This window comes from Aquimarina amphilecti (assembly GCF_900109375.1).
In the GTDB taxonomy this organism is placed as follows: Bacteria; Bacteroidota; Bacteroidia; order Flavobacteriales; family Flavobacteriaceae; genus Aquimarina; species Aquimarina amphilecti.
The window spans coordinates 1-20719 of record NZ_FOAB01000005.1; the positions used below are offsets into that span (position 1 = coordinate 1).

Consider the following 20719-nt stretch of genomic DNA (forward strand, 5'->3'; position numbering starts at 1 on the left):
TCAGATAGTACAGTTGATGATAATGGTGATGGTATTGCTGATGATGATGAGGATACTGCTGTTGTGGTTATTCAATCATCGGATTTAAGTATAACAAAGAGTATTGATAATAGCAGTCCAAATGTTGGCGATACAGTAACTTTTAGTTTAGTGGTTAGTAATGCAGGTCCAGATGCTGCTACGGGAGTTTCAGTAGAAGATGTATTACCAATAGGGTTTACGTTAGTAGCTGTTAATAACGGTGGTACTCCAGATCTTCCGAACAACACTGCGAATTGGAGTGGATTGAGTATCCCTTCTAATAATGGTAGTATTACTTTAACTTATACAGCTACAGTGAATGCACCAACCGGAGCTGCAGGAGAATATACGAATGCTGCTCAGATCACGGATAGTGATCAGTTTGATCCAGATAGTGATCCTACGGCAGATGATACCGTTGATGATAATGGCGATGGTATAGCCGATGATGATGAGGATAGTATTACGATTCCTCCAGCACAAGCTGATTTATCCTTAACCAAAGTAGTAGTAGATGGAGATACAACACCATTAATTGGTTCAGAAATAACTTTCCAAATCAGAGTATTCAATGACGGACCACAAGATGCAACAGGTGTTGAAGTAACAGATTTACTACCATCTGGGTATGACTTTATATTATTCAGTTCTACTGTCGGTGATTATGATGAAAACACCGGAGTTTGGACAGTAGGTAATATTGCTAGTGGAACATCAGAAACATTATTGATAGATGTATTAGTAAATGCCGCCGGAGATTATTTAAATATTACAGAAGTTACTGCTTCAGATGTTTTTGATATGGACTCTGTTCCGAATAATGATGATGGTGATCAAGATGAAGATGATGAAGATAATGCAATTGTTACTCCAATAGAATCAGTTTCTGATTTGTCGCTTACTAAAGTTGTGGTCGATGGAGATACAACTCCGCTAATAAGTTCTGAGATTACGTTCCAAATAACGGTAACTAATGATGGTCCACAGGATGCAACAGGTATAGAAGTAACCGACTTGCTTCCATCTGGATATGATTTTGTTTTGTTTAGTTCTACAGTAGGAGGATATGATCAAAACACTGGAATTTGGACAGTAGGTAATATTGCTAATGGAACATCAGAAACATTATTGATAGATGTATTAGTAAATGCTACAGGAGATTATCTAAATATAGCGCAAGTTACTGCATCAGATATTTTAGATCTAGATTCGAGTCCTAATAATGATGATGGAGATCAAAGCGAAGATGATGAAGACAGTGAGATTGTTATTCCAGTAGAGTCTATAGCTGATTTATCTTTAGCAAAAACTGTTGTTGATGGAGATACAATGCCGTTGGTTGGAACAGAAATTACGTTCCAAATAACGGTAACTAATGATGGTCCACAAGATGCAACAGGTGTTGAAATATTAGATCTACTACCTTCAGGATTTGATTTTGTACTCTTTAGTTCTTCAACCGGAAGTTATGATGAGAATACAGGAATTTGGAATGTAGGTAATATCGCTAGTGGAACATCAGAAACATTGTTAATTGATGTATTAGTGAATGCCACAGGAGATTATTTAAATGTAGCAGAAGTTTCTGCATCAGATGTAACAGATCCTGATTCTGGACCAGGTAACGATGATGGAGATCAGAGCGAAGATGATGAGGATAATCAATTGATTACTCCTGTAGATGCGATTGCTGATTTGTCATTAGAAAAAACAGTCGTAGACGATGATATTACACCAAATGTTGGTGATGAGATCACTTTCCAAATAACTGTAACTAATAACGGTCCAGATGTAGCTACGAATGTTGAAGTAGTAGATCAATTACCACCTGGATTTGATTTTATACTTTTTAGTGCGACGTCTGGGACATATGATGAAGTTACAGGAATCTGGAATGTTGGTACAGTGCCGAATGGAAGTACACAAACATTATTTATAGATGTATTGGTAAATACTCCTTCTGGAACTTCTGATGAATATATTAATGAGGCAGAGATTACTGCGAGTGATCAATTGGACCCTAATAGTGTGCCAGGTAATGATGATATTACAGAGGATGACCAAGATAATATTCAGGTATTTGTAGAGCAAGCAGATCTGAGTCTTACCAAGTCAGTTAGTAATGTAAACGCCAATGTTGGTGAGGTTGTTACGTTTACATTACAAATAGATAATACTGGACCCGATACAGCAACAGGAGTCGGTGCTCAGGATATATTACCTATTGGTTATAGTAATATTTCCAATATTAGTAACGGAGGTTTATTAACAGGTAATATTATTGATTGGTCAGGTTTAACTATAACAACTGCTGGATTAACATTAACATACGAGGCAACCGTTAATATGCCAACATTAGAAGATGGAGAGTATATTAATATTGCTCAGATTACCGCGAGTGATCAGTTTGATCCTAATAGTGATCCTAATAATGATGATGGAGATCAAAGCGAGGATGATGAAGACAATGCATTTATTGAGACACCTGTAGCAGATATACAAGTTATCAAAACGGTTAGTAATGGAAACCCTGCAATAGGTGATATCATAACTTTTACAATTACCGCTAATAATCTAGGTTCTTTGGATGCTACTACAGTAGAAATATTAGATCAGTTACCTACTGGATATGAGTTTGAATCGTTTACGGCTACCTCTGGAGTTTACAGTGAAGTTTCAGGGATATGGAATATTCCATTAGTTCCAGGCAATGATTCTGAGACACTCGAAATCACAGTAGAAGTGTTAGATATAGAAGACTATCTGAATATTGCTTCTTTAATCTCCTTAGATCAAGTTGATGGGGACCCTGATAATGATGAAGATCAAGTTACAATTGAAACTATTTGTTTGACTGTGTTTAATGAGTTTTCACCAAATAATGATGGTGTAAATGATCAATTCTATATCGATTGTATAGATAGATATCCAAACAATAAACTGACTATATATAATAGATGGGGGAATATCGTATATCAAAAAGATGGATATGATAATACATTTGATGGAACTTCAAACGGTAGAGCCGTTTTATATACGGAGGATAAACTTCCAGTAGGAACCTATTACTATATTCTTGATTTAGGAGATGGTAATGAGCCGAAAGCTGGATGGTTATATATCAATAGATAAAAATTCTACCGATGAAAAAGAATAGTAAAAGAGAAAATATACTTTCGAAAAATTTGATAAAGACAATGAATATTGATATCAGAAAAAATATAGGGATTCTAATAGTATTTGTATCATTAGGTATGTATGCTCAGCAAGATCCACAATTTACGCAGTATATGTATAATACGATGAGTGTGAATTCCGCTTACGCAGGATCTCGAGGAAATCTTAGTGTTACAGGGATTCATCGTTCTCAATGGGTAGGTATTGATGGGGCGCCAAGAACGCAAACCTTAACAGTAGATTCACCTATTGGAAAAAAGGTGGGCCTAGGGTTGTCTATTGTAAACGATCAAATAGGCCCTTCTGATGAGTTTTATGTTGATTTGAATTTTTCTTATACCATTCAAGCTTCTCAAACCCATAAATTATCTTTTGGAGTTAAAGGAGGAGGAAGACTCTTTAGTCTAGATTGGACAAGAGGTCAATCTCAAAACCCAGATGTATTGTTTCAACAAAACATCAATAATAGGTTTTTGCCCACTGTTGGAGCTGGATTATATCTTCATGGTGAAAAAAGTTATTTAGGAATATCTATTCCAAATTTCTTTACAGATCAACATTATGATGATATTCAACAATCATTAGCCTCAGAACGATTACATTTTTTCTTAATAGGAGGATTGGTATTTGATATCAATGCAAATACCAAATTTAAACCTGCATTTTTGTTAAAACATGTTGTAGGAGCTCCTTTAATAGTCGATTTATCAGCTAATTTTATGTTTTATGATAAATTTAGATTAGGAGCAGCCTATCGTTGGGATGATTCATTTAGTGGTCTTGCGGGGTTTCAAGTTTCCCCAGGATTGTTAATAGGGTATGCATATGATTATACTACTACCGAGTTACAACAGTTTACAACAGGTAGTCACGAGATTATGATACGTTTTGAATTGATATCAGCAGAAAAGAGATTAAAGTCACCTAGATTCTTCTAAAAAGTACTCAATAATGAAAAGAATTATTACTATACATATTTTATTGATTTTTTCAATTACAATTTCGGCTCAGAAAAAGTATAAACGAGCGGATGATTTATTTTCTAAAATGTGGTACATACAGGCCGCTAAGGAATATGAAACGGTTATTGATGAAGGAGATAATTCGATCGAAGTATTACAAAAAGCAGGAGATGCTTATTACTTTAATACTGATATGGAGAATGCTTTTAAATGGTATGATAAATTAATATCTGAGTATCCAAATGAAGTTAATCCAGAATATATTTTCAGGTATGCCCATTCTTTAGAGGGTTTAGGAGAATATAAATTAGCAAAGAAGTGGATGAAAAAATTTGCTAATAAAACGAAAACTAATGATCCTCGTGCCGCCAAATATGCACAAGAAGAAGTTACTATAGAAGATATTTTAGATATAGAACCGCAGTTTGTTCTTAGAAATCTCTCTATAAATACGGAGTATTCAGATTTTGGACCAATGTATTATAGAGATAGTTTAGTGTATGCCTCTGCAATAGATTCTTCTTATTATCATGAAAGAAAATACAGATGGAATGAGCAACCTTTTCTTAATTTGTATTTGGGTAAAATGAATACCTTAGAAAATGATGTTATAAAATCAGAGAATTTTTCTGAAACGATAAACACGAAATATCACGAAGCAACTGTTTCTTTTTCTGTAGATAATAACAAGGTTTATTTTACCCGTAACAACTTCGATGGAGATTTAGGAAGAGACGAAGAAGGTATTAATCACCTTAAACTCTATAGTGCAATTTTAGAAGAAGATAGAAAAGGAAATCAAATATGGACGGATATCAAAGAATTACCTTTTAACGGAGAGGATTATTCTGTAGGACACCCAGCAGTTAGTCCAGATGGGAAACAATTGTATTTCGTTTCTGATATGCCCGGTTCAATAGGAGCAACTGATGTATTCGTAGTTGATATATTAGATAATGATGAATATTCTAAACCTAGAAATCTAGGAAATCAGATTAATACATATGGTAGAGAAATGTTCCCTTATATAACAGAAGAGAGGTTGTATTTCGCTTCAGATGGACATTTAGGACTTGGAGGATTAGATGTTTTTGAATCTAATTATGTGGTTAACAATTATTTTGAAACCCCAGTAAATTTAGGATCTCCACTTAATAGTAAATTAGATGATTTTGGATTTATAATAAGAGAAGATAAAAATACTGGATTTGTTTGTTCTAATAGAAAACAAGGAAAAGGAGATGATGATATCTATTCATTTGAAAGGATTCCTGTAGAAAAATGTGTTCAAAACGTCTATGGGTATGTTTCCAACAATAAAACTGGTGAACGAATTACGAATGTTAAAGTAGCTTTGTTTTCTAGCGGTGGAGAACAAATACAAGAAACTATCACAGATGTAAATGGAGATTATAATTTTGTTACTCCAATTGATTGTGATGAAAAATATAAAGTCATTGCCCAGAAACAAGGTTATAGCGCGAATGATAAAGAATTTAAAACAGCTAGACAGACAGGTAAAACAGAAGTGCCATTGGGGCTTGATACTGTAAGTGAACTAATTGTAGAAGAAAATGGATTACTCAAAATTAAGATAGGAATAATATATTTTGATTTAGATAAATCTTTTATAAGAAATGATGCGGCCATAGAACTTAATAAAATTGTTTTATTAATGACTCAGTATCCTAATATGGTTATCAAAATTGAATCACATACAGATTCCAGATCACCGGATGATTATAATCTTGCTTTATCAGATCGAAGGGCTAAATCAACAAGAGAATATATTATTTCACAAGGAATTGAATCTAGTCGAATAGAAAGTGCAATTGGTTATGGAGAAACACAGTTGATTAATAATTGTGGTAATGAAAATCCTTGTTCAGAAGCAGATCATCAACTTAATAGAAGGTCAGAATTTATTATTACTAAAATGTGATTTGGTCCAAAATTACAATTGTAAAAAATAAATAAAATAAAAAGAGCCGAATCATATGATTCGGCTCTTTTGCAGTGCGGGCGGGGAGACTCGAACTCCCACACCTCACGGCACTAGATCCTAAGTCTAGCGTGTCTACCAATTCCACCACGCCCGCATTAAAACCTTTACAAAACTTAGGACTATTTGTAAAAGCGAGTGCAAATATAAACAATACTTTTAAAATAAAAAGTCTCAGTAAAAAAAATATAAACTTTTAGTACTTTTAGACAAAATTAACTCAATCCAATGCAAAACACTAAATCTTACGTTCAGGAACATAAAGAGCGTTTCATCAACGAGCTTCTTGAATTACTTAAAATACCATCTATTAGTGCAGATTCTGCATATAAAAATGATGTTATTAGGACTGCAGATGAAATTAAGAAGAGTCTGGAAAATGCAGGATGCGATCTTGTAGAAATATGTGAAACTCCAGGGTACCCAATTGTCTATGGAGAGAAGATTATAAATCCGGATCTTCCTACCGTTTTAGTATATGGTCACTATGATGTACAACCACCAGATCCAATTGATCTTTGGGATAGTCCACCATTCGAGCCAGTAATTAAAAAAACCGAATTACATCCAGAAGGTGCAATCTTTGCCAGAGGTTCTTGTGATGATAAAGGACAGATGTACATGCACGTTAAGGCAATGGAAATCATGACTAAGACAGATCAACTTCCATGTAACGTTAAGTTTATGATCGAAGGAGAAGAAGAGGTGGGAAGTAATAGTCTTGGATGGTTTGTAGAAAGAAATCAAGAAAAATTGTCGAATGATGTGATTCTTATTAGTGATACGGGTATGATCGCAAAAGATGTTCCATCGATTACTACAGGATTAAGAGGCTTAAGTTATGTCGAGGTAGAGGTTACAGGCCCCAACAGAGATTTACATAGTGGATTGTATGGAGGAGCGGTAGCAAATCCAATTAACATTTTGACTAAAATGATAGCTTCATTACACGATGAGGATAATCATATAACAATCCCAGGTTTTTATGATAAGGTAGAAAACCTTTCTACAGAAGAACGTGCAGAAATGGCAAAAGCACCTTTCTCGTTAGATGCTTATAAAAAATCATTAGATATTAATGCAGTATATGGAGAAGAAGGATATACAACTAACGAGCGTAATTCAATTCGTCCGACATTAGATGTAAATGGAATTTGGGGAGGATATACTGGAGAAGGAGCTAAGACGGTTATTGCAAGTAAAGCATACGCTAAGATCTCGATGCGTTTAGTGCCCAATCAAGATTGGAAAGAAATTACAGAGTTGTTTAAAAATCATTTCGAAAGTATTGCACCAGAATCGGTAACGGTAAAAGTTACTCCGCATCACGGAGGACAAGGATATGTAACTCCAATAGATAGTGTAGGATATCAAGCAGCTAGCAAAGCGTATCAAGATACATTTGGTAAAACTCCTATTCCACAGCGAAGTGGAGGAAGTATTCCGATTGTTTCTCTATTCGAAAAAGAATTAAAGAGTAAGACGATTCTTATGGGATTTGGTTTAGATAGTGATGCGATTCATTCACCTAATGAACATTTTGGTGTTTGGAATTACTTAAAGGGTATAGAAACCATTCCGTTGTTTTATAAATATTTTACGGAGTTAAATAAATAATTTTTTGATAATTAAAGAGAAAGAGAGTATGATAAAAAAGTTTTTTAGTTTTTTGCTATTAGTAGGATTAATGTTAAGTTTTTCATGTGGTGGTTCTGATGATAATGAAAGAGAGATAATTTCTTCAGATTGTCAGTCAGAATTTACAACAAATATTTCTTGTGATTATACTGAATATGAAGACCTTGTTTTTACTAATGCTGCATTTATTGATGTGGGGCCATCAGATTTTGCTGGCACAGATGGAGTTTCTCACTTTTTAAGAAAAATAATTCTTTCTGATGGAGAATTAAGAATTGATGATGAAGGAGATATTCTAACCCAAGATGCTACTAGTTTGGTAACATTTTTTCTTTATTCTTTTGGGACAGATGATTTCAAAACGGGGACTTACATTCCTTGGGTTTTTGTAAACCCAACATCGGATTCATTCTTATCGTTGGCAAGTGATTTTACATCAGGATGTGTTTCAAGTCAAAATGGATTAGATTGTGATGCTACAATTACTTTAGCTAGAGCAATTGTGGGAGTTTCAGAGGAGAATGCGACTACAAAAATATGTTTTGATTTTTCTTTTGTTCTGGATGTAAATAATTGTATTCAGGGTACTTTTTCAGGAGAACTTAAGGATCTAACGCCTAATTAAAAAGATATTATATTGTGATTAAACCGCTCTAAATGAGCGGTTTTTTTAGTTTTAGTCAAAAAAATATTTGGAAATATAAATTTTTATTCTACATTTGTAGAGTTAATTCTAATAATGTAGAGTAATGCAGTTATCTAAAGCCGAAGAACAATTAATGAAATACCTCTGGAAACTAGAAAAAGCTTTTATGAAAGATTTACTAGATTCATTCCCAGAACCAAAACCAGCTACAACCACAGTTGCTACCTTGTTAAAAAGAATGACGGATAAAGGTTTTATAGAGTATACGTTGTATGGAAAATCAAGAGAATATTATCCTTTAGTGAAAAAGACGGACTATTTCTCAAAACATGTTAATGGTTTGATTAAGAACTTTTTTAATGATTCTGCATCGCAGTTTGCTTCATTTTTTACCTCAGAAACTAATCTATCGACGTCAGAGTTAGAAGAGCTTAAAAAGATTGTAGATCAAGAACTTTTAAAGAAACAAAAATGATAACATACATAGTTAAATCATCTCTTTGTTTGATGCTTTTATGGGCATTCTATAAATTATTTTTAGAAAAAGAAAATATTCACTTTATAAAGAGATTTTATTTATTATTCAGTATAATTTTTGCGTTTACAATACCCCTAATTACATTAACTTATCAAGTTGAAGTGATTACCGAACAAGAAGTAGTTTCCGAAATGGTAACCCCTTTATTGACAGAGTCTAATATTGTTGTTGCAGAGGAATCTATAAATTATACATCTATTATTTTATGGAGTTTATATGGAATTGGAATGCTGATTTTTGGGATTCGATTTATCCGAAATATTGGTAGTATTTCTAAAAAAATTAGAACTAACGAAAGACTAAAAGAACAATCTCATATTAATGTATTGTTAAGTAATTCAATTGTTCCGCATACATTTCTTAGTTATATTTTCGTTCCAAAGAAAGAGTTTCGAGATAAAAAAATTCCAGAGGAAGTTTTACTTCACGAAAAAACACATGTATTACAAAAACATACATTAGACATACTGTTTGTAGAAGCTCTACAAGTTATATTTTGGTTTAACCCAGTATTTATTTTTATTAAAAAATCTATAAAGTTAAACCATGAGTTCCTTGCGGATCAAAATGTATTGAAACAACAATTTTCAATACAAAAATACTTTGAGTTACTCCTTAATTACCCCAACAGCTCTAATCAAGCTGTATTATCGAGTCCTATTAATTATTCATTAACAAAAAAACGATTACAGATGATGACAAAAGAATTTTCTAAGAAAAGAATGGTGATAAAACTAGTCACTTTAGTACCTGTTTTATCACTATGCATACTATTTTTTAATAATGAAATAGTAGCTAAAGAAGTAGTGAGATCAATTGATGAAATTACATATCCAGATATAGTAAATTCAGATCCTGAAACAGAACCGGCAATTACTGTTTTGAAAGATGAGAAGAATGAAAAAAACGCTTCCCTTAAAACTTTTGAGAATAGTTTTCAGGAAGGAGTGACTGAGGAAATGGTAAAAGAATATAATATCTGGGCAAAAGATTTAAATTCTAAGATTAAAGGTAACAAACCGATTAATATCAAGCAGAGTGATATTTATCGTATGATAAATATCTATAAGAATATGACTTCTGATCAGCGTAAAGGAGCAGAGCAATTTCCTGATATACCTCCGCCACCTCCAGTTCCAGAATCACCAAAAGTAATGAAGGGAGAAAAAAGTAATATTCCACCGCCACCACCTCCACCAGCTCCAGAAGTGAAGAAAGGGGAGAAGAGTGATATTCCACCACCACCTCCTCCTAAGGAGAAAGAATATAAGAATAACAAATCCACAAAATCAGAAAATGTAAAGACGGAGGATGGTTACGCAGAAATTTTGTTATCAGAAGATGAAGATTGGACAGAAGAGGAAAAATCGGTTTTAAAGGCGCAAGTACAAAGGGAATTGGCGAGAGAGCGAGCAGAACTTGCAAGAGAAAAAGCGGAAATTAGAAGAGAAGAAGCCATGCTTAGGGCAGAGGAATCCAGAATGGGACAAGAAATAGCAATGCTTAGTCAAGAAGAAGCTAGACAAGTAGCTGAAAATGCTCGTGTAATTGCAATGGAAGCGACCCAAGAATCAAGACTAAAAGAAGTAAAAGCCAGAAAAAAAGCTGAAATACAAGCTCGTAAAGCTGAAAAGGAAATGAGAATGGCGGAAATGGAAGCCAGAAAAAATGCTCAAAAAGCAGAACTGGAAGCAAGAAAAGCAATGCGTAAAGCAGAAATGAATGCTCGAAAAGCTGAAATGGAAGCAGAAAAAAAAATGCGTAGGGCAGAAATGAACGCTATGAGAGCAGAGCAGCGAGCAGCGAGGATGGCAGAGAACAATACGCCTAATAAGCTAATAGAAAGAATGGCAAAAAATGATGCTGATTTTTATTACAATGGGAAACAAATTTCTGCAAAGGAAGCTCTTAAATTAGTAGAGGATTCTAATAACAAGCTTTCAATTGATGCATCTACAAAAAATGGTAAATCAAAAGTGAAACTTAAAGATTGATCATAAACTTTAGTTATTAGAAATCATAATAAATTAATTAAAACCTCACCTTGGTGAGGTTTTTGCGCAACATTTAGTTAGAAATCAGCGTTATAAGTCTATTGTCAATCAAAATACACCCTTAGATTATGTTAAAAAGATTTTTTATTATGTGCTCCGGTGCAGATGCTAATATATTGGCGGATAGCTCTAATGGAGAACAAAACAAATACGCAGGTATTGGTGCAACGGTATTTTTTACAGCGCTGATGGCATTTTTAGCGGCCAGTTATGCATTATATACAGTATTTGATAATTATTTCACTGCTGTTTTCTTTGGATTGGTATGGGGGTTATTAATTTTTAATCTTGATCGATTCATAGTATCTACTATTAAGAAAAAAGATAGTTTTCTAGATGAATTTCTACAGGCATCTCCTAGAATTATTTTAGCTGTGATTATTGCGGTAGTGATTTCAAAACCTTTAGAATTAAAGATTTTTGAAAAGGAAATTGATCAAGTCCTCTTAGAGCAAAAGAATGATTTAACCTTAGCAAATCAAGAACAAATAGCGACACAGTACACTCCGATGTTAGAAGGTTTAGATACTGAAATTGCAGAACTGAAACAAGATATTAGCGACAAAGAAACAGAGGTAAATAGCTTGTACGAAACTTATATTGCAGAAGCAGAAGGTCGAAAAGGAACAGAGCTAGTTGGCAAAGGCCCTGTTTACAAAGAAAAAAGAGAAAAACACGATGCGCAATTAGCGGAATTGGTAACACTTAAGAAAACGAATACAGATAAAATTGCAAATTTAGAATTGCAAAAAATGGAGTTAGCATTGGAGTATGAAAAACAGGTACAAGACTCTCAGCCAATAATTGATAATTTTGATGGATTAATGGCTAGAGTCAATGCACTTAATGAATTGCCTTGGTTGCCTTCGTTTTTTATCTTTTTATTGTTTTTGGCTATTGAAACTTCTCCAATTTTTGCAAAGTTACTTTCCCCTAGAGGAGAATATGATTTTAAAATTGAAGATGTTGAGGGTGAAATAAAAACCTGGACAGCGCAAAAAGCAGATCAGCGCAAAATTTTATTAGCTACGGATCATACGGTTAATGACAGAGTATATGGTGATATTGCCGAAGAGGACGAATTGTATCAATATAAAAAGAAAATTGCAAGAGAGTTGATGCAGAAACAACAAGATGCCTTCTATAAAAAGCAAACGGATATATTACAATAAGAGATCTTATAGAAGTGTCCTAAACAAACCTATATGGGTTTATCTGGTGTTTCTAAAATCGTCGGTCTGGGTTAAATACGTCTAGATTTAAGGATGGCTTTTTATCAGAAATAATTTCAGAAATTAGTTTTCCTGTTGCTGGTCCCATACTCCAACCCATCATTGCATGTCCGGTTCCAATGGTTAGGTTTTTACATTTTCTAGATTTGCCAATATAAGCCATACCATCGGGAGAGACAGGTCGTAAACCACTAGCAGCATCGTTCTTTTCATCATCAGTAAGAGTAATATCTGGGTAGTATTTATGAGCAGCGTTGGCAATAGCCTCAACCCGTACTTTGTTAATGTTATGATTAATGCCAGCAATTTCCATAGTCCCAGCGAATCGAGTAAATCCTTGCATCGGAGTGACAGCAACTTTAGCCTCTGCTAGAATTGTAGGCATAGTAATACCTAAATCTCTATCAGAATTGATCCGATATCCTTTACCTGCTTCTAACAATAGTTTAATTCCTAGTTTTTTACTTAGTACTTTGGACCAAGAACCAGCTGCTAATACAAATTCATCAGCAGAATATGTTGTAGTTGTGCTTTTAATGGCAGTAATTTTTCCATTATCTATAGTTAAGTCAGTAATTTTTTCATTTTTAGAAAAGACAACTCCTTTATTTAAAAGGAATTCTTTTATTTCTTCCATAAATAGATGAGGAGTAGTATGTCCATCACATTCGTACAAAATAGCACCTTTAGCCTGTAACTGTACATTAGGTTCTATTTGCTTTAATTCGGAAAGAGAAAGACTTTTAACTGGTAGACCTTCTTTTTTTGCAATTTCTCCTACACGGATTTCTTCTTCCAGCATTGAATCGGTTTGACAAAGCATTAATAATCCTTTTCGTTCTAAATGGAATTTAAACTGTTCTTGTTTTTTAATTTCAGAATAGAGATCTCTGCTTAATAGATTTATATCTTTAATGGCAGAAATACTACGAGCTACATTTTCTGAAGAGCAAGACTTGTTGAAAGCCCAAGACCATTTTAAAAATTCTGTATTAAATCGAGGTTTTATATATAAAGGACTGGCTGAGTTAAACATCCATTGGATTCCTTTTTTCATTACTCCTGGTGCAGCTAATGGGATAATATGGCTAGGTGTAAGATATCCAGCGTTCACATAAGAAGCTCCGAAATCCATTGAAGACTGATCTATAACGGTAACTTTATGACCTTCTTTTTGCAAATAATATGCAGAGCAAAGCCCTATAATTCCTCCCCCTATAACGACTACTTCTTTCATTTTTTCATTAAATCAGTATTAAACATCAAATTACTTGAAAACCATGTGCATATGGATCATCTTTATCATCGATACTAATTGTATTGTATCCATATATTTTAGCCCATCCTTGTATACTAGGAATAATAGCTTTTTGATTGGCAAGCTCAGTTTCCTCTTCTATTCTTCCAATAAATTTAGAACCGATATAACTTTCGTGTATAAAATCATCTCCCTTTTTTAGTTTTCCTTTTGCATATAATTGGGCCATTCTTGCGGAGGTTCCTGTGCCACAAGGAGAGCGATCTATGGCCTTGTCGCCATAAAAAACAGCATTTCTCCCTGAAGAGTTAGGGTCTAAAGGATCTCCCGTCCAAAGAATATGACTCACATTTCTGATGGTTTCGTTTTCTGGATGAATAAAAGTGTTTGGATATTTTTTATTAATTCGATCTCTAATAACCTGAGAATATTGAACTAATTTAGAAGCGGTAAAATTATGTATTCCACTAAAATTTTTCTGTGGGTCCACAATTGCATAGTAATTACCTCCGTAAGCCACATCAAAAATGATTTCTCCAAGTTCAGGGCAATCTATAGTTAAACCCTGATTAGCAAGATAGGATTTTACATTTTTTAGGCGAACCCACTCTACTTTTTTTCCAGATTGTTTATATGTTATTTCAACTAAACCGGCAGGAGCTTCCATCTTTATTTTTCCAGGAATTTTTGGATGTATAAGACCTTCTTCAATAGCAATAGTAATCGTTCCAATGGTTCCATGACCACACATAGGTAAACAACCAGATGTTTCAATAAATAATATTGCAAAATCATTTGAAGAATCGTTTGGTTCAAATAAAAAACTACCACTCATCATATCATGACCGCGAGGTTCGAACATTAATCCTGTCCTTATCCAATCATATTCTTTCAGGAAATGTTGGCGTTTTTCACTCATTGAATTTCCTTTAAGATCAGGATGTCCTGTAGTAACAACCCTAACCGGATTTCCACAAGTATGAGCGTCGATACATTTATAAATGGTTTTGGACATGATTAAACCTGGTCATGAGTTTGTTTTCCATCTACTAATCGAGAAATATGTAAAGGATTCTCGTTTTTAAGTTCGTTTGGCAACAAATTATTTGGCCAACTTTGATAACTAAATGGTCGAACCCATCTTTTTATAGAATGTATACCTACCGCAGTAAATCTACTATCCGTAGATGCTGGATATGGGCCACCATGGAGCATAGAAGGACACACTTCTACACCTGTAGGTACACCATTAAAAATTATTCTCCCTACACGATTTTGTAGTGCGTTTATTATGGGAGAATACATTCCAATTTCATCATCTTCACCAAGAATAGTTCCTGTAAGTTGTCCTTCTAGATTAGTAATTACAGTCTCTAATTCTTCTATATTCTCGCACTGTACAACCATAGAAAATGGACCGAATACTTCTTGATGCAATGTAGTGTTCTGTAAAAATGTTTTTCCTTCTACAGTAGTTATCGTTTGTTTTGCGTGATTAATAGCTACATCATTTTCATAATCAGCAGCTGTGATTAATCCGTTTTGTTGCATCGCATTTGTTTTATTCTTTTCGTAATTATCTAGTATGTTTGGATGTAGCATGCAAGAAGGTTCAATCTTTACGATTTCATCAGATAAAGTATTTATAAAATCATCAAGTGATTCACCTTTTATTCCTAGGATTAAACCTGGGTTTGTACAAAACTGCCCAGTTCCTAGTGTAATTGATTGTGCATAGGTTTTCGCAAGGTCTGCTCCTTTAGAAGTTGTTGCTTTTGGTAAAAGAATAACAGGGTTTACACTTCCCATTTCTGCAAATACAGGTATTGGTTCTGGCCGTTGTGATGCTAAGTCAAAAAGAGCTCTTCCTCCTTTTATACTTCCAGTAAAGCCTACAGCTTTTACTTTTGGATGCTCAACCAGTTTAGTACCAACCTCGATTCCAGAGCTGTTAAGATTCGAGAATATTCCATTTGGCATTCCTGTTTTTTTAGCGGCATTTACAATAGCTGAAGCTACGAGTTCTCCAGTTCCTGCGTGCATAGGATGTGATTTTACAATGACTGGGCATCCAGCTGCTAATGCAGCAGCAGTATCTCCACCGGCTGTAGAATAAGCTAGAGGAAAATTACTAGCCCCAAAAACAACTACAGGCCCAAGAGGAACTAACATTTTACGAATATCTTGTTTGGCTATAGGCTTGCGTTCTGGATTTGCTGTGTCGATTGTGGCTTCTACCCAAGAACCATTGGCAACTAATTCTGCAAACATTCTTAACTGACCTATAGTTCTACCGCGTTCGCCTTTTGCTCTACCTTCTGGTAATCCTGTTTCAGATATATATGTATCGATAAGTACTTGATCTAGTTTCAAAATTTCGTCCGCAATAGCATTAAGAAATTCTGATTTTTTAATGCCAGAGACTTTTTTAAAAGCTTCAAAGGCTTCAGAAGCTAGAGATATCGACTTTTCTATTTCTTCTGTAGAAGCTTCGTGAAAAGTAGTTGGATTTTCTATATTCAGTTTAGGATTAAAAGTTTTATATGTTTTGATACCTTCTCCCGAAAGTTGATTTCCAATGTAATTTTTACCGCTTATCATTAATGACAAATTAGTGTGTTAGTTTTATAATAATTTAATTCATTTGAGAGTATTTTATTCTCATAGAATTGGTTGCATTTTATTTAACCGACCAGTGATTTATAATCTGGTAGCATAGGTCTTGTTTTTAGTCCATTTTCAATAATCTGTAAGACATTTTTACGTTCTTCTCCAATTAATGGAAGTCTTGGAGCTCGTACATTTTCTGTTCCAATTCCAGTAGCAACTTCTGCTAGTTTAATGTTTTGTACTAATTTAGGATTTATATCTAACTCTAGCAATGGTAAAAACCAACGATAGATAGCTATTGCTTCTTTAATTCGTCCTGCTTTTTGTAGTTCATAGATTGCTACTGTTTCTTCTGGGAATGCACATACCAAACCGGCAACCCATCCATCTGCACCCATTAGTAAACTCTCCAATGCCAATGTATCAACACCACTAAGGATTTTTAATCGATCTCCAAATCTGTTTTTTATACGAGTAATATTAGAAATATCTCTAGTAGATTCTTTTACCGCCTGAATATTGTCGAGTTTAATAAGTTCTTCAAACATTTCTAAAGTTACTTCGATTTTATAATCTACTGGATTATTATAGATCATAATAGGTAAATCAGTGTTTTTGGCGACTTCTTTAAAATAGACAACTGTTTCTCTATCTCCTGCTTTATATCGCATCGGCGGGAGCATCATAAGTCCATTAGCTCCATCTTCTTCTGCTTTTTTAGCAGCTTCAATAGCACCTTTTGTACTTTGTTCGGCGATATTAATAATAACGGGAACTTTGCCTTTAACAATTTCTACGGTAGTTTTTACTAGAATACTTTTTTCAGCATTATTTAATGTGCTCGCTTCTCCTAAGGTACCACCTAAGATAATTCCATGTACACCTGCACTTAATTGTGCTTCAATATTTGTAGTAAACATGGATAAATCTAAAGTGTCTTTATCTGTAAACTTGGTAGTAACCGCTGGCATAACGCCTTTCCAATCTATAGTCATTCCTTGTAGTTTTGGTTCAAATATATTATCAATTTTATCAGGGCGATATTTTGAAATTATCTCATTATGATACTATATTACCTCGTATTGTGATATTTGGTTAATTTATGATTAATATTGAAGTAGATACTGCTATTAATGAAAGTCTTACCTTTTAAAATACCTAAATCTTCAACCGATACTTTAATTGTTCAAGAAGATAATGAAATTGTCTTATATGATAAGTTTCATCAGCACGAAGAAATACAGATTTCTATTATTATTTCGGGAGAAGGTAATTTAATAGTTGGTGATACGATTACTGATTATAAGCCAGATGATGTTTTGATTTTTGGAAGTAATGTTCCACATGTATTAAAAAGTGCAAGATCAGATCAGAAATCGTACATGATTTCTCTTTTTTTTACAAAAGAATCTTTTGGCGAACTATTTTTTGAACTACCAGAATTTGAAGATCTATCCAATTTTTTTAGAAATTCTGGATATGGAGTTAAAGTACTATCACAGAAACAAAAAATTAAGAAACAGTTCCTTAAAATTCTAAGAAAAGAAGAAAGATTGGATCGTTTTATGGTCTTTTTAAAAATATTAAAGTTATTAAAAACGGCTAGGGTTCAAACAATATCATCATTTATTTCTAAAAGGGCATATACAGATAATGAAGGAAAAAGAATGGCTACCGTATTTCAGGCTGTAATGAACGAGTTTAATAGAGATTTTTCATTAAAAGAAGCAGCAAGCTTAGCTAATATGACACCAAATGCTTTTTGTCGTTATTTTAAACAACGAACGAATAAAACATTTTTTCAATTTTTGATAGAGGTTCGAATTGAAAATGTTTGTAGACTTTTATCTAAAGAAACAGAGATTACTATATCGGAAGCTTCTTATAATAGTGGTTTTAAAAATTTATCTAATTTTAATAGAAAATTTAAAGAAATAAAAGGGGTTACTCCTTCTAAATATAAGAAGAGACTACACGATTCCCATTTTGTTTAGTAAGAAAGAAGCATTCATATTTTGACACACGCCATCTTTAAATTTATAATCAAAATATAACTCGTCATTTATAATTTGCGCATCAAAAAACCTGTTTTTAACTTGATTTAATTCTGATGCAATTTCGCATAGACTTAAATCATGTGTAGCTATTATCCCAGTAGCTTGTGCTTTAACTAATTTTTCTACAAATTTTCGTGATCCAGCAGCTTTATCTTTACTATTCGTTCCTTTAAGAATTTCATCTAAAATAATAAAGTACTCATCATCTTGTAGCGCATCCACAATTCTTTTGAGCTGTGTTAATTCAGAAAAGAAATAAGAAGCATCATCACTTAACGAATCTGAGGTTCTCATACTGGTAATTAACTTTATAGGTCGATATGTGCATGATTTGGCACAAACGGGCAAGCCAATATTAGACATTACAATCTGTAACGCTACAGTTCTAAGAAATGTACTTTTGCCAGCCATATTGGCTCCGGTAATAATAAAAAATTCTTCTTTATTAATTAGAATATCATTATCAATACGTTTTGCTGTTTTCAGCATAGGGTGTCCTAGTTCTTGAGCATTGATAATGGTACCTTCTTTAATTAATTCTGGATATACATAATCAGGATTGTTAAAGGCAAAATTGCCTAATGAGTTATAAGCATCAAAAAATGCAATGACTTCAAACCATTGATCTACTTTATGATGATGGGCCGATATCCATTTTTCAATACGATAACATTGCATCAAATCCCAAAGAAGAAGACCATTTGCAAAGACACCAAACATCATATTATTCCTTTGATCAAAAGCATTTAGAATACTGGCGAACTGTTTTAATATCAGGGATGCTTTTTCTTTATCGTTAATTACATTTTGTTGTCTTTCACGAAGTAGCGTAGATTCAAAATTGCTACTTTCAATTTTATCCACTAGTTTGTAGTATTGTTCGAAGGTATCTTTTACCTTATTTGCTTGATTGTATAAACTATTGATTTTTTTTAGTTGAGATCCTGTTATTCCTAAACCAATAAAAAACCAAATTAAGAACATTTGGAAAGTAATAATTTCCAAGAATAATAATACCAGTAATACTACAGAAATAGATGAAATAATAGTAGGAAGAACCTTCATTATTTTAGGAACAAATGGGACATAGTTTTGCAACCAATTTCGAATTGTAGATACTGAAGCAGATACATCAACAAGTGAGGCAATAGCACCAAATTCTTGTCTCCATGTTGCTAGATTAGCTAAGTTTTTTATAGCTTCTTGTTTGTCATCGATGTTATTTATGTTATTACTTCGTAATAAATTTGCTAATTTGTTCTTTCCTGCTGCAGTGGCTGTTCTATTTGTATATTGAAAGAAAGATCTATCTCCAAATAAATCAATATCATGGCTATATTTATGAGAAGGGTCTATGAATTCTTTTCCTTTAGATAATTTACTGTAATCTCCACCAAAAACATCAATTTCTAATGTATTAAGATCGATTAACTTCTGTAGTTTATTTTTTGTGTAAGATAAATTGGTATGGCGATTAACCATTACAATAAAAAGAGCAATTCCTATTACGATACTTCCAACAATAATCTGCGTATTTGGGTACCCAAAATAGATGCCGGCTATGATACCTAAGAAGACAAAAAGTCTAATTGTACTAGAAAGAGTTAGTTGTTTTTTTACCTTTTTTAGAGATAGGCTATAAGTGTTTATTTGTGTATTATAGAATTGTTGAGGATTATTCATTGTATGTTATAGAAAATAGAGACACAAAGGTTTATCTTTTATCTACTCTATTTAGTTTTAATATTAAAGATTTTCTAATTCTTGCTTAGCTTTTTTAGTTAAACCATTTATTACTAACGTATAAGAATGATCTATTAATTCGCATAACATATTAGTAGCTAAACTTCCAGAAAAGTTAACAGTATTCCAATGTTTTTTACTCATATGATACCCTGGTTCGATTTCTGAGTGATATTCTCTTAGTTCGATAGCTTTATTTGGATCGCATTTTAGATTTACGCTAAAAGGATGTCTTTCTAATCCAGTTAGGGCAAACATTTTGCCCATTACTTTAAAAACGAGTGTAGTTTTATCAAATGGAAACTCTTCGGTAACTCCTTTTTTCGATAAACAATAATCTCTAAAAGCTTCTATATTCATTATATAATATTCTTATCTGTCATTTTTACCCATAACAAGATTTGGATTTGGTAATGAATCAAATCCAAATTGTTTATACAATCCGTGAGCATCTGCTGTAGCTAGCATCCAGCGATGAACTTTTTGTAAGTCGGGATATTCCATAATTGTTTTGATTAGTATTTTCGAATACCCTTTTCCTCTATGTTTTTCGATTATAAAAACATCCATTAGATATCCAAATACGGTATAATCAGTGAGTACTCTCGCAAAACCAATTTGCTCGTCATTTATATAAACGCCAAAATTAAGACAATTTTCTATACTAGTTATCACTTCTTGTTTTGTTCTTCCCTTTGCCCAATACGCATTGGTAAGAAATTGATGAATAAAATCAATGTCCAATTTTGATTTTTCTGTAGAGATAATGAGACCCATCTTT

General features: G+C 33.3%; 16 protein-coding genes and 1 tRNA gene. 9 read left to right on the plus strand and 8 right to left on the minus strand.

Going from position 1 to position 20719, the window contains the following annotated elements; all coding sequences use genetic code 11:
- The 3 genes from BMY33_RS13565 to BMY33_RS13575 form a co-directional block, all read left to right on the plus strand.
- Positions 1-3153 (plus strand): T9SS type B sorting domain-containing protein (locus tag BMY33_RS13565; protein ID WP_139195659.1); only part of this gene is annotated, 3153 nt, incomplete at its 5' end.
- Positions 3154-3218: 65 nt separating this feature from the next.
- On the plus strand, positions 3219-4136 hold the full coding sequence (locus BMY33_RS13570) for a PorP/SprF family type IX secretion system membrane protein (RefSeq protein ID WP_091410300.1): 918 nt from the start codon (positions 3219-3221) through the stop codon (positions 4134-4136).
- A gap of 13 nt (positions 4137-4149) precedes the next feature.
- Complete coding sequence (locus BMY33_RS13575) at positions 4150-6102, plus strand: OmpA family protein (protein WP_091409489.1); 1953 nt, start codon at positions 4150-4152, stop codon at positions 6100-6102.
- Between the two features lie 75 nt (positions 6103-6177).
- Here BMY33_RS13575 and BMY33_RS13580 read toward each other — a convergent pair.
- Positions 6178-6259, minus strand: a tRNA-Leu gene (locus BMY33_RS13580).
- Positions 6260-6390: 131 nt separating this feature from the next.
- Here BMY33_RS13580 and BMY33_RS13585 point away from each other — a divergent pair.
- The 5 genes from BMY33_RS13585 to BMY33_RS13605 all read left to right on the plus strand — a co-directional run bounded on the left by BMY33_RS13585 (position 6391) and on the right by BMY33_RS13605 (position 12210).
- Positions 6391-7779, plus strand: coding sequence for a dipeptidase (locus BMY33_RS13585; protein ID WP_091409491.1), 1389 nt, complete (start codon positions 6391-6393; stop codon positions 7777-7779).
- Positions 7780-7807: 28 nt separating this feature from the next.
- The gene (locus BMY33_RS13590) at positions 7808-8425 is read left to right on the plus strand and encodes a hypothetical protein (RefSeq protein ID WP_091409493.1); all 618 of its coding nucleotides are present in this window, start codon (positions 7808-7810) and stop codon (positions 8423-8425) included.
- Between the two features lie 124 nt (positions 8426-8549).
- The gene (locus tag BMY33_RS13595) at positions 8550-8921 is read left to right on the plus strand and encodes a BlaI/MecI/CopY family transcriptional regulator (RefSeq protein ID WP_091409495.1); all 372 of its coding nucleotides are present in this window, start codon (positions 8550-8552) and stop codon (positions 8919-8921) included.
- On the plus strand, positions 8918-10978 hold the full coding sequence (locus tag BMY33_RS13600) for a M56 family metallopeptidase (protein WP_091409496.1): 2061 nt from the start codon (positions 8918-8920) through the stop codon (positions 10976-10978). The genes BMY33_RS13595 and BMY33_RS13600 overlap by 4 nt, the downstream gene beginning before the upstream one ends.
- Before the next feature lie 128 nt (positions 10979-11106).
- Complete coding sequence (locus BMY33_RS13605; protein WP_091409499.1) at positions 11107-12210, plus strand: DUF4407 domain-containing protein; 1104 nt, start codon at positions 11107-11109, stop codon at positions 12208-12210.
- A gap of 52 nt (positions 12211-12262) precedes the next feature.
- Here BMY33_RS13605 and BMY33_RS13610 read toward each other — a convergent pair whose 3' ends face one another.
- From BMY33_RS13610 to BMY33_RS13625, 4 genes are all read right to left on the minus strand, one after another.
- On the minus strand, positions 12263-13507 hold the full coding sequence (locus BMY33_RS13610) for an NAD(P)/FAD-dependent oxidoreductase (protein WP_091409501.1): 1245 nt from the start codon (positions 13505-13507) through the stop codon (positions 12263-12265).
- 25 nt (positions 13508-13532) lie between these two features.
- Entirely contained in the window at positions 13533-14543 is a 1011-nt protein-coding gene (locus tag BMY33_RS13615; RefSeq protein WP_091409503.1) for a 4-hydroxyproline epimerase, read from the minus strand.
- Positions 14544-14545: 2 nt separating this feature from the next.
- Positions 14546-16129, minus strand: coding sequence for an aldehyde dehydrogenase (NADP(+)) (locus tag BMY33_RS13620; RefSeq protein WP_091409506.1), 1584 nt, complete (start codon positions 16127-16129; stop codon positions 14546-14548).
- Between the two features lie 83 nt (positions 16130-16212).
- Positions 16213-17133 carry a dihydrodipicolinate synthase family protein gene (locus BMY33_RS13625; protein WP_091409507.1) on the minus strand — a complete coding sequence of 307 codons (921 nt, stop codon included), beginning with the start codon at positions 17131-17133 and terminating at the stop codon, positions 16213-16215.
- A gap of 138 nt (positions 17134-17271) precedes the next feature.
- Between BMY33_RS13625 and BMY33_RS13630 the strand changes: the two genes are divergently transcribed.
- Positions 17272-18132: an AraC family transcriptional regulator gene (locus BMY33_RS13630; protein WP_091409510.1), complete on the plus strand. Its 861-nt coding sequence runs from the start codon at positions 17272-17274 to the stop codon at positions 18130-18132.
- On the opposite strand, the gene BMY33_RS13635 is transcribed toward BMY33_RS13630, so the two are convergent.
- The 3 genes from BMY33_RS13635 to BMY33_RS13645 form a co-directional block, all read right to left on the minus strand.
- Positions 18109-19878 (minus strand): MutS-related protein, encoded by a 1770-nt coding sequence (locus tag BMY33_RS13635; protein WP_091409511.1) that lies wholly within the window; start codon positions 19876-19878, stop codon positions 18109-18111. The genes BMY33_RS13630 and BMY33_RS13635 overlap by 24 nt on opposite strands.
- Before the next feature lie 63 nt (positions 19879-19941).
- Entirely contained in the window at positions 19942-20298 is a 357-nt protein-coding gene (locus BMY33_RS13640) for an MmcQ/YjbR family DNA-binding protein (RefSeq protein WP_091409513.1), read from the minus strand.
- Positions 20299-20310: 12 nt separating this feature from the next.
- On the minus strand, positions 20311-20715 hold the full coding sequence (locus BMY33_RS13645; RefSeq protein WP_091409514.1) for a GNAT family N-acetyltransferase: 405 nt from the start codon (positions 20713-20715) through the stop codon (positions 20311-20313).
- Positions 20716-20719: the final 4 nt, after the last annotated feature.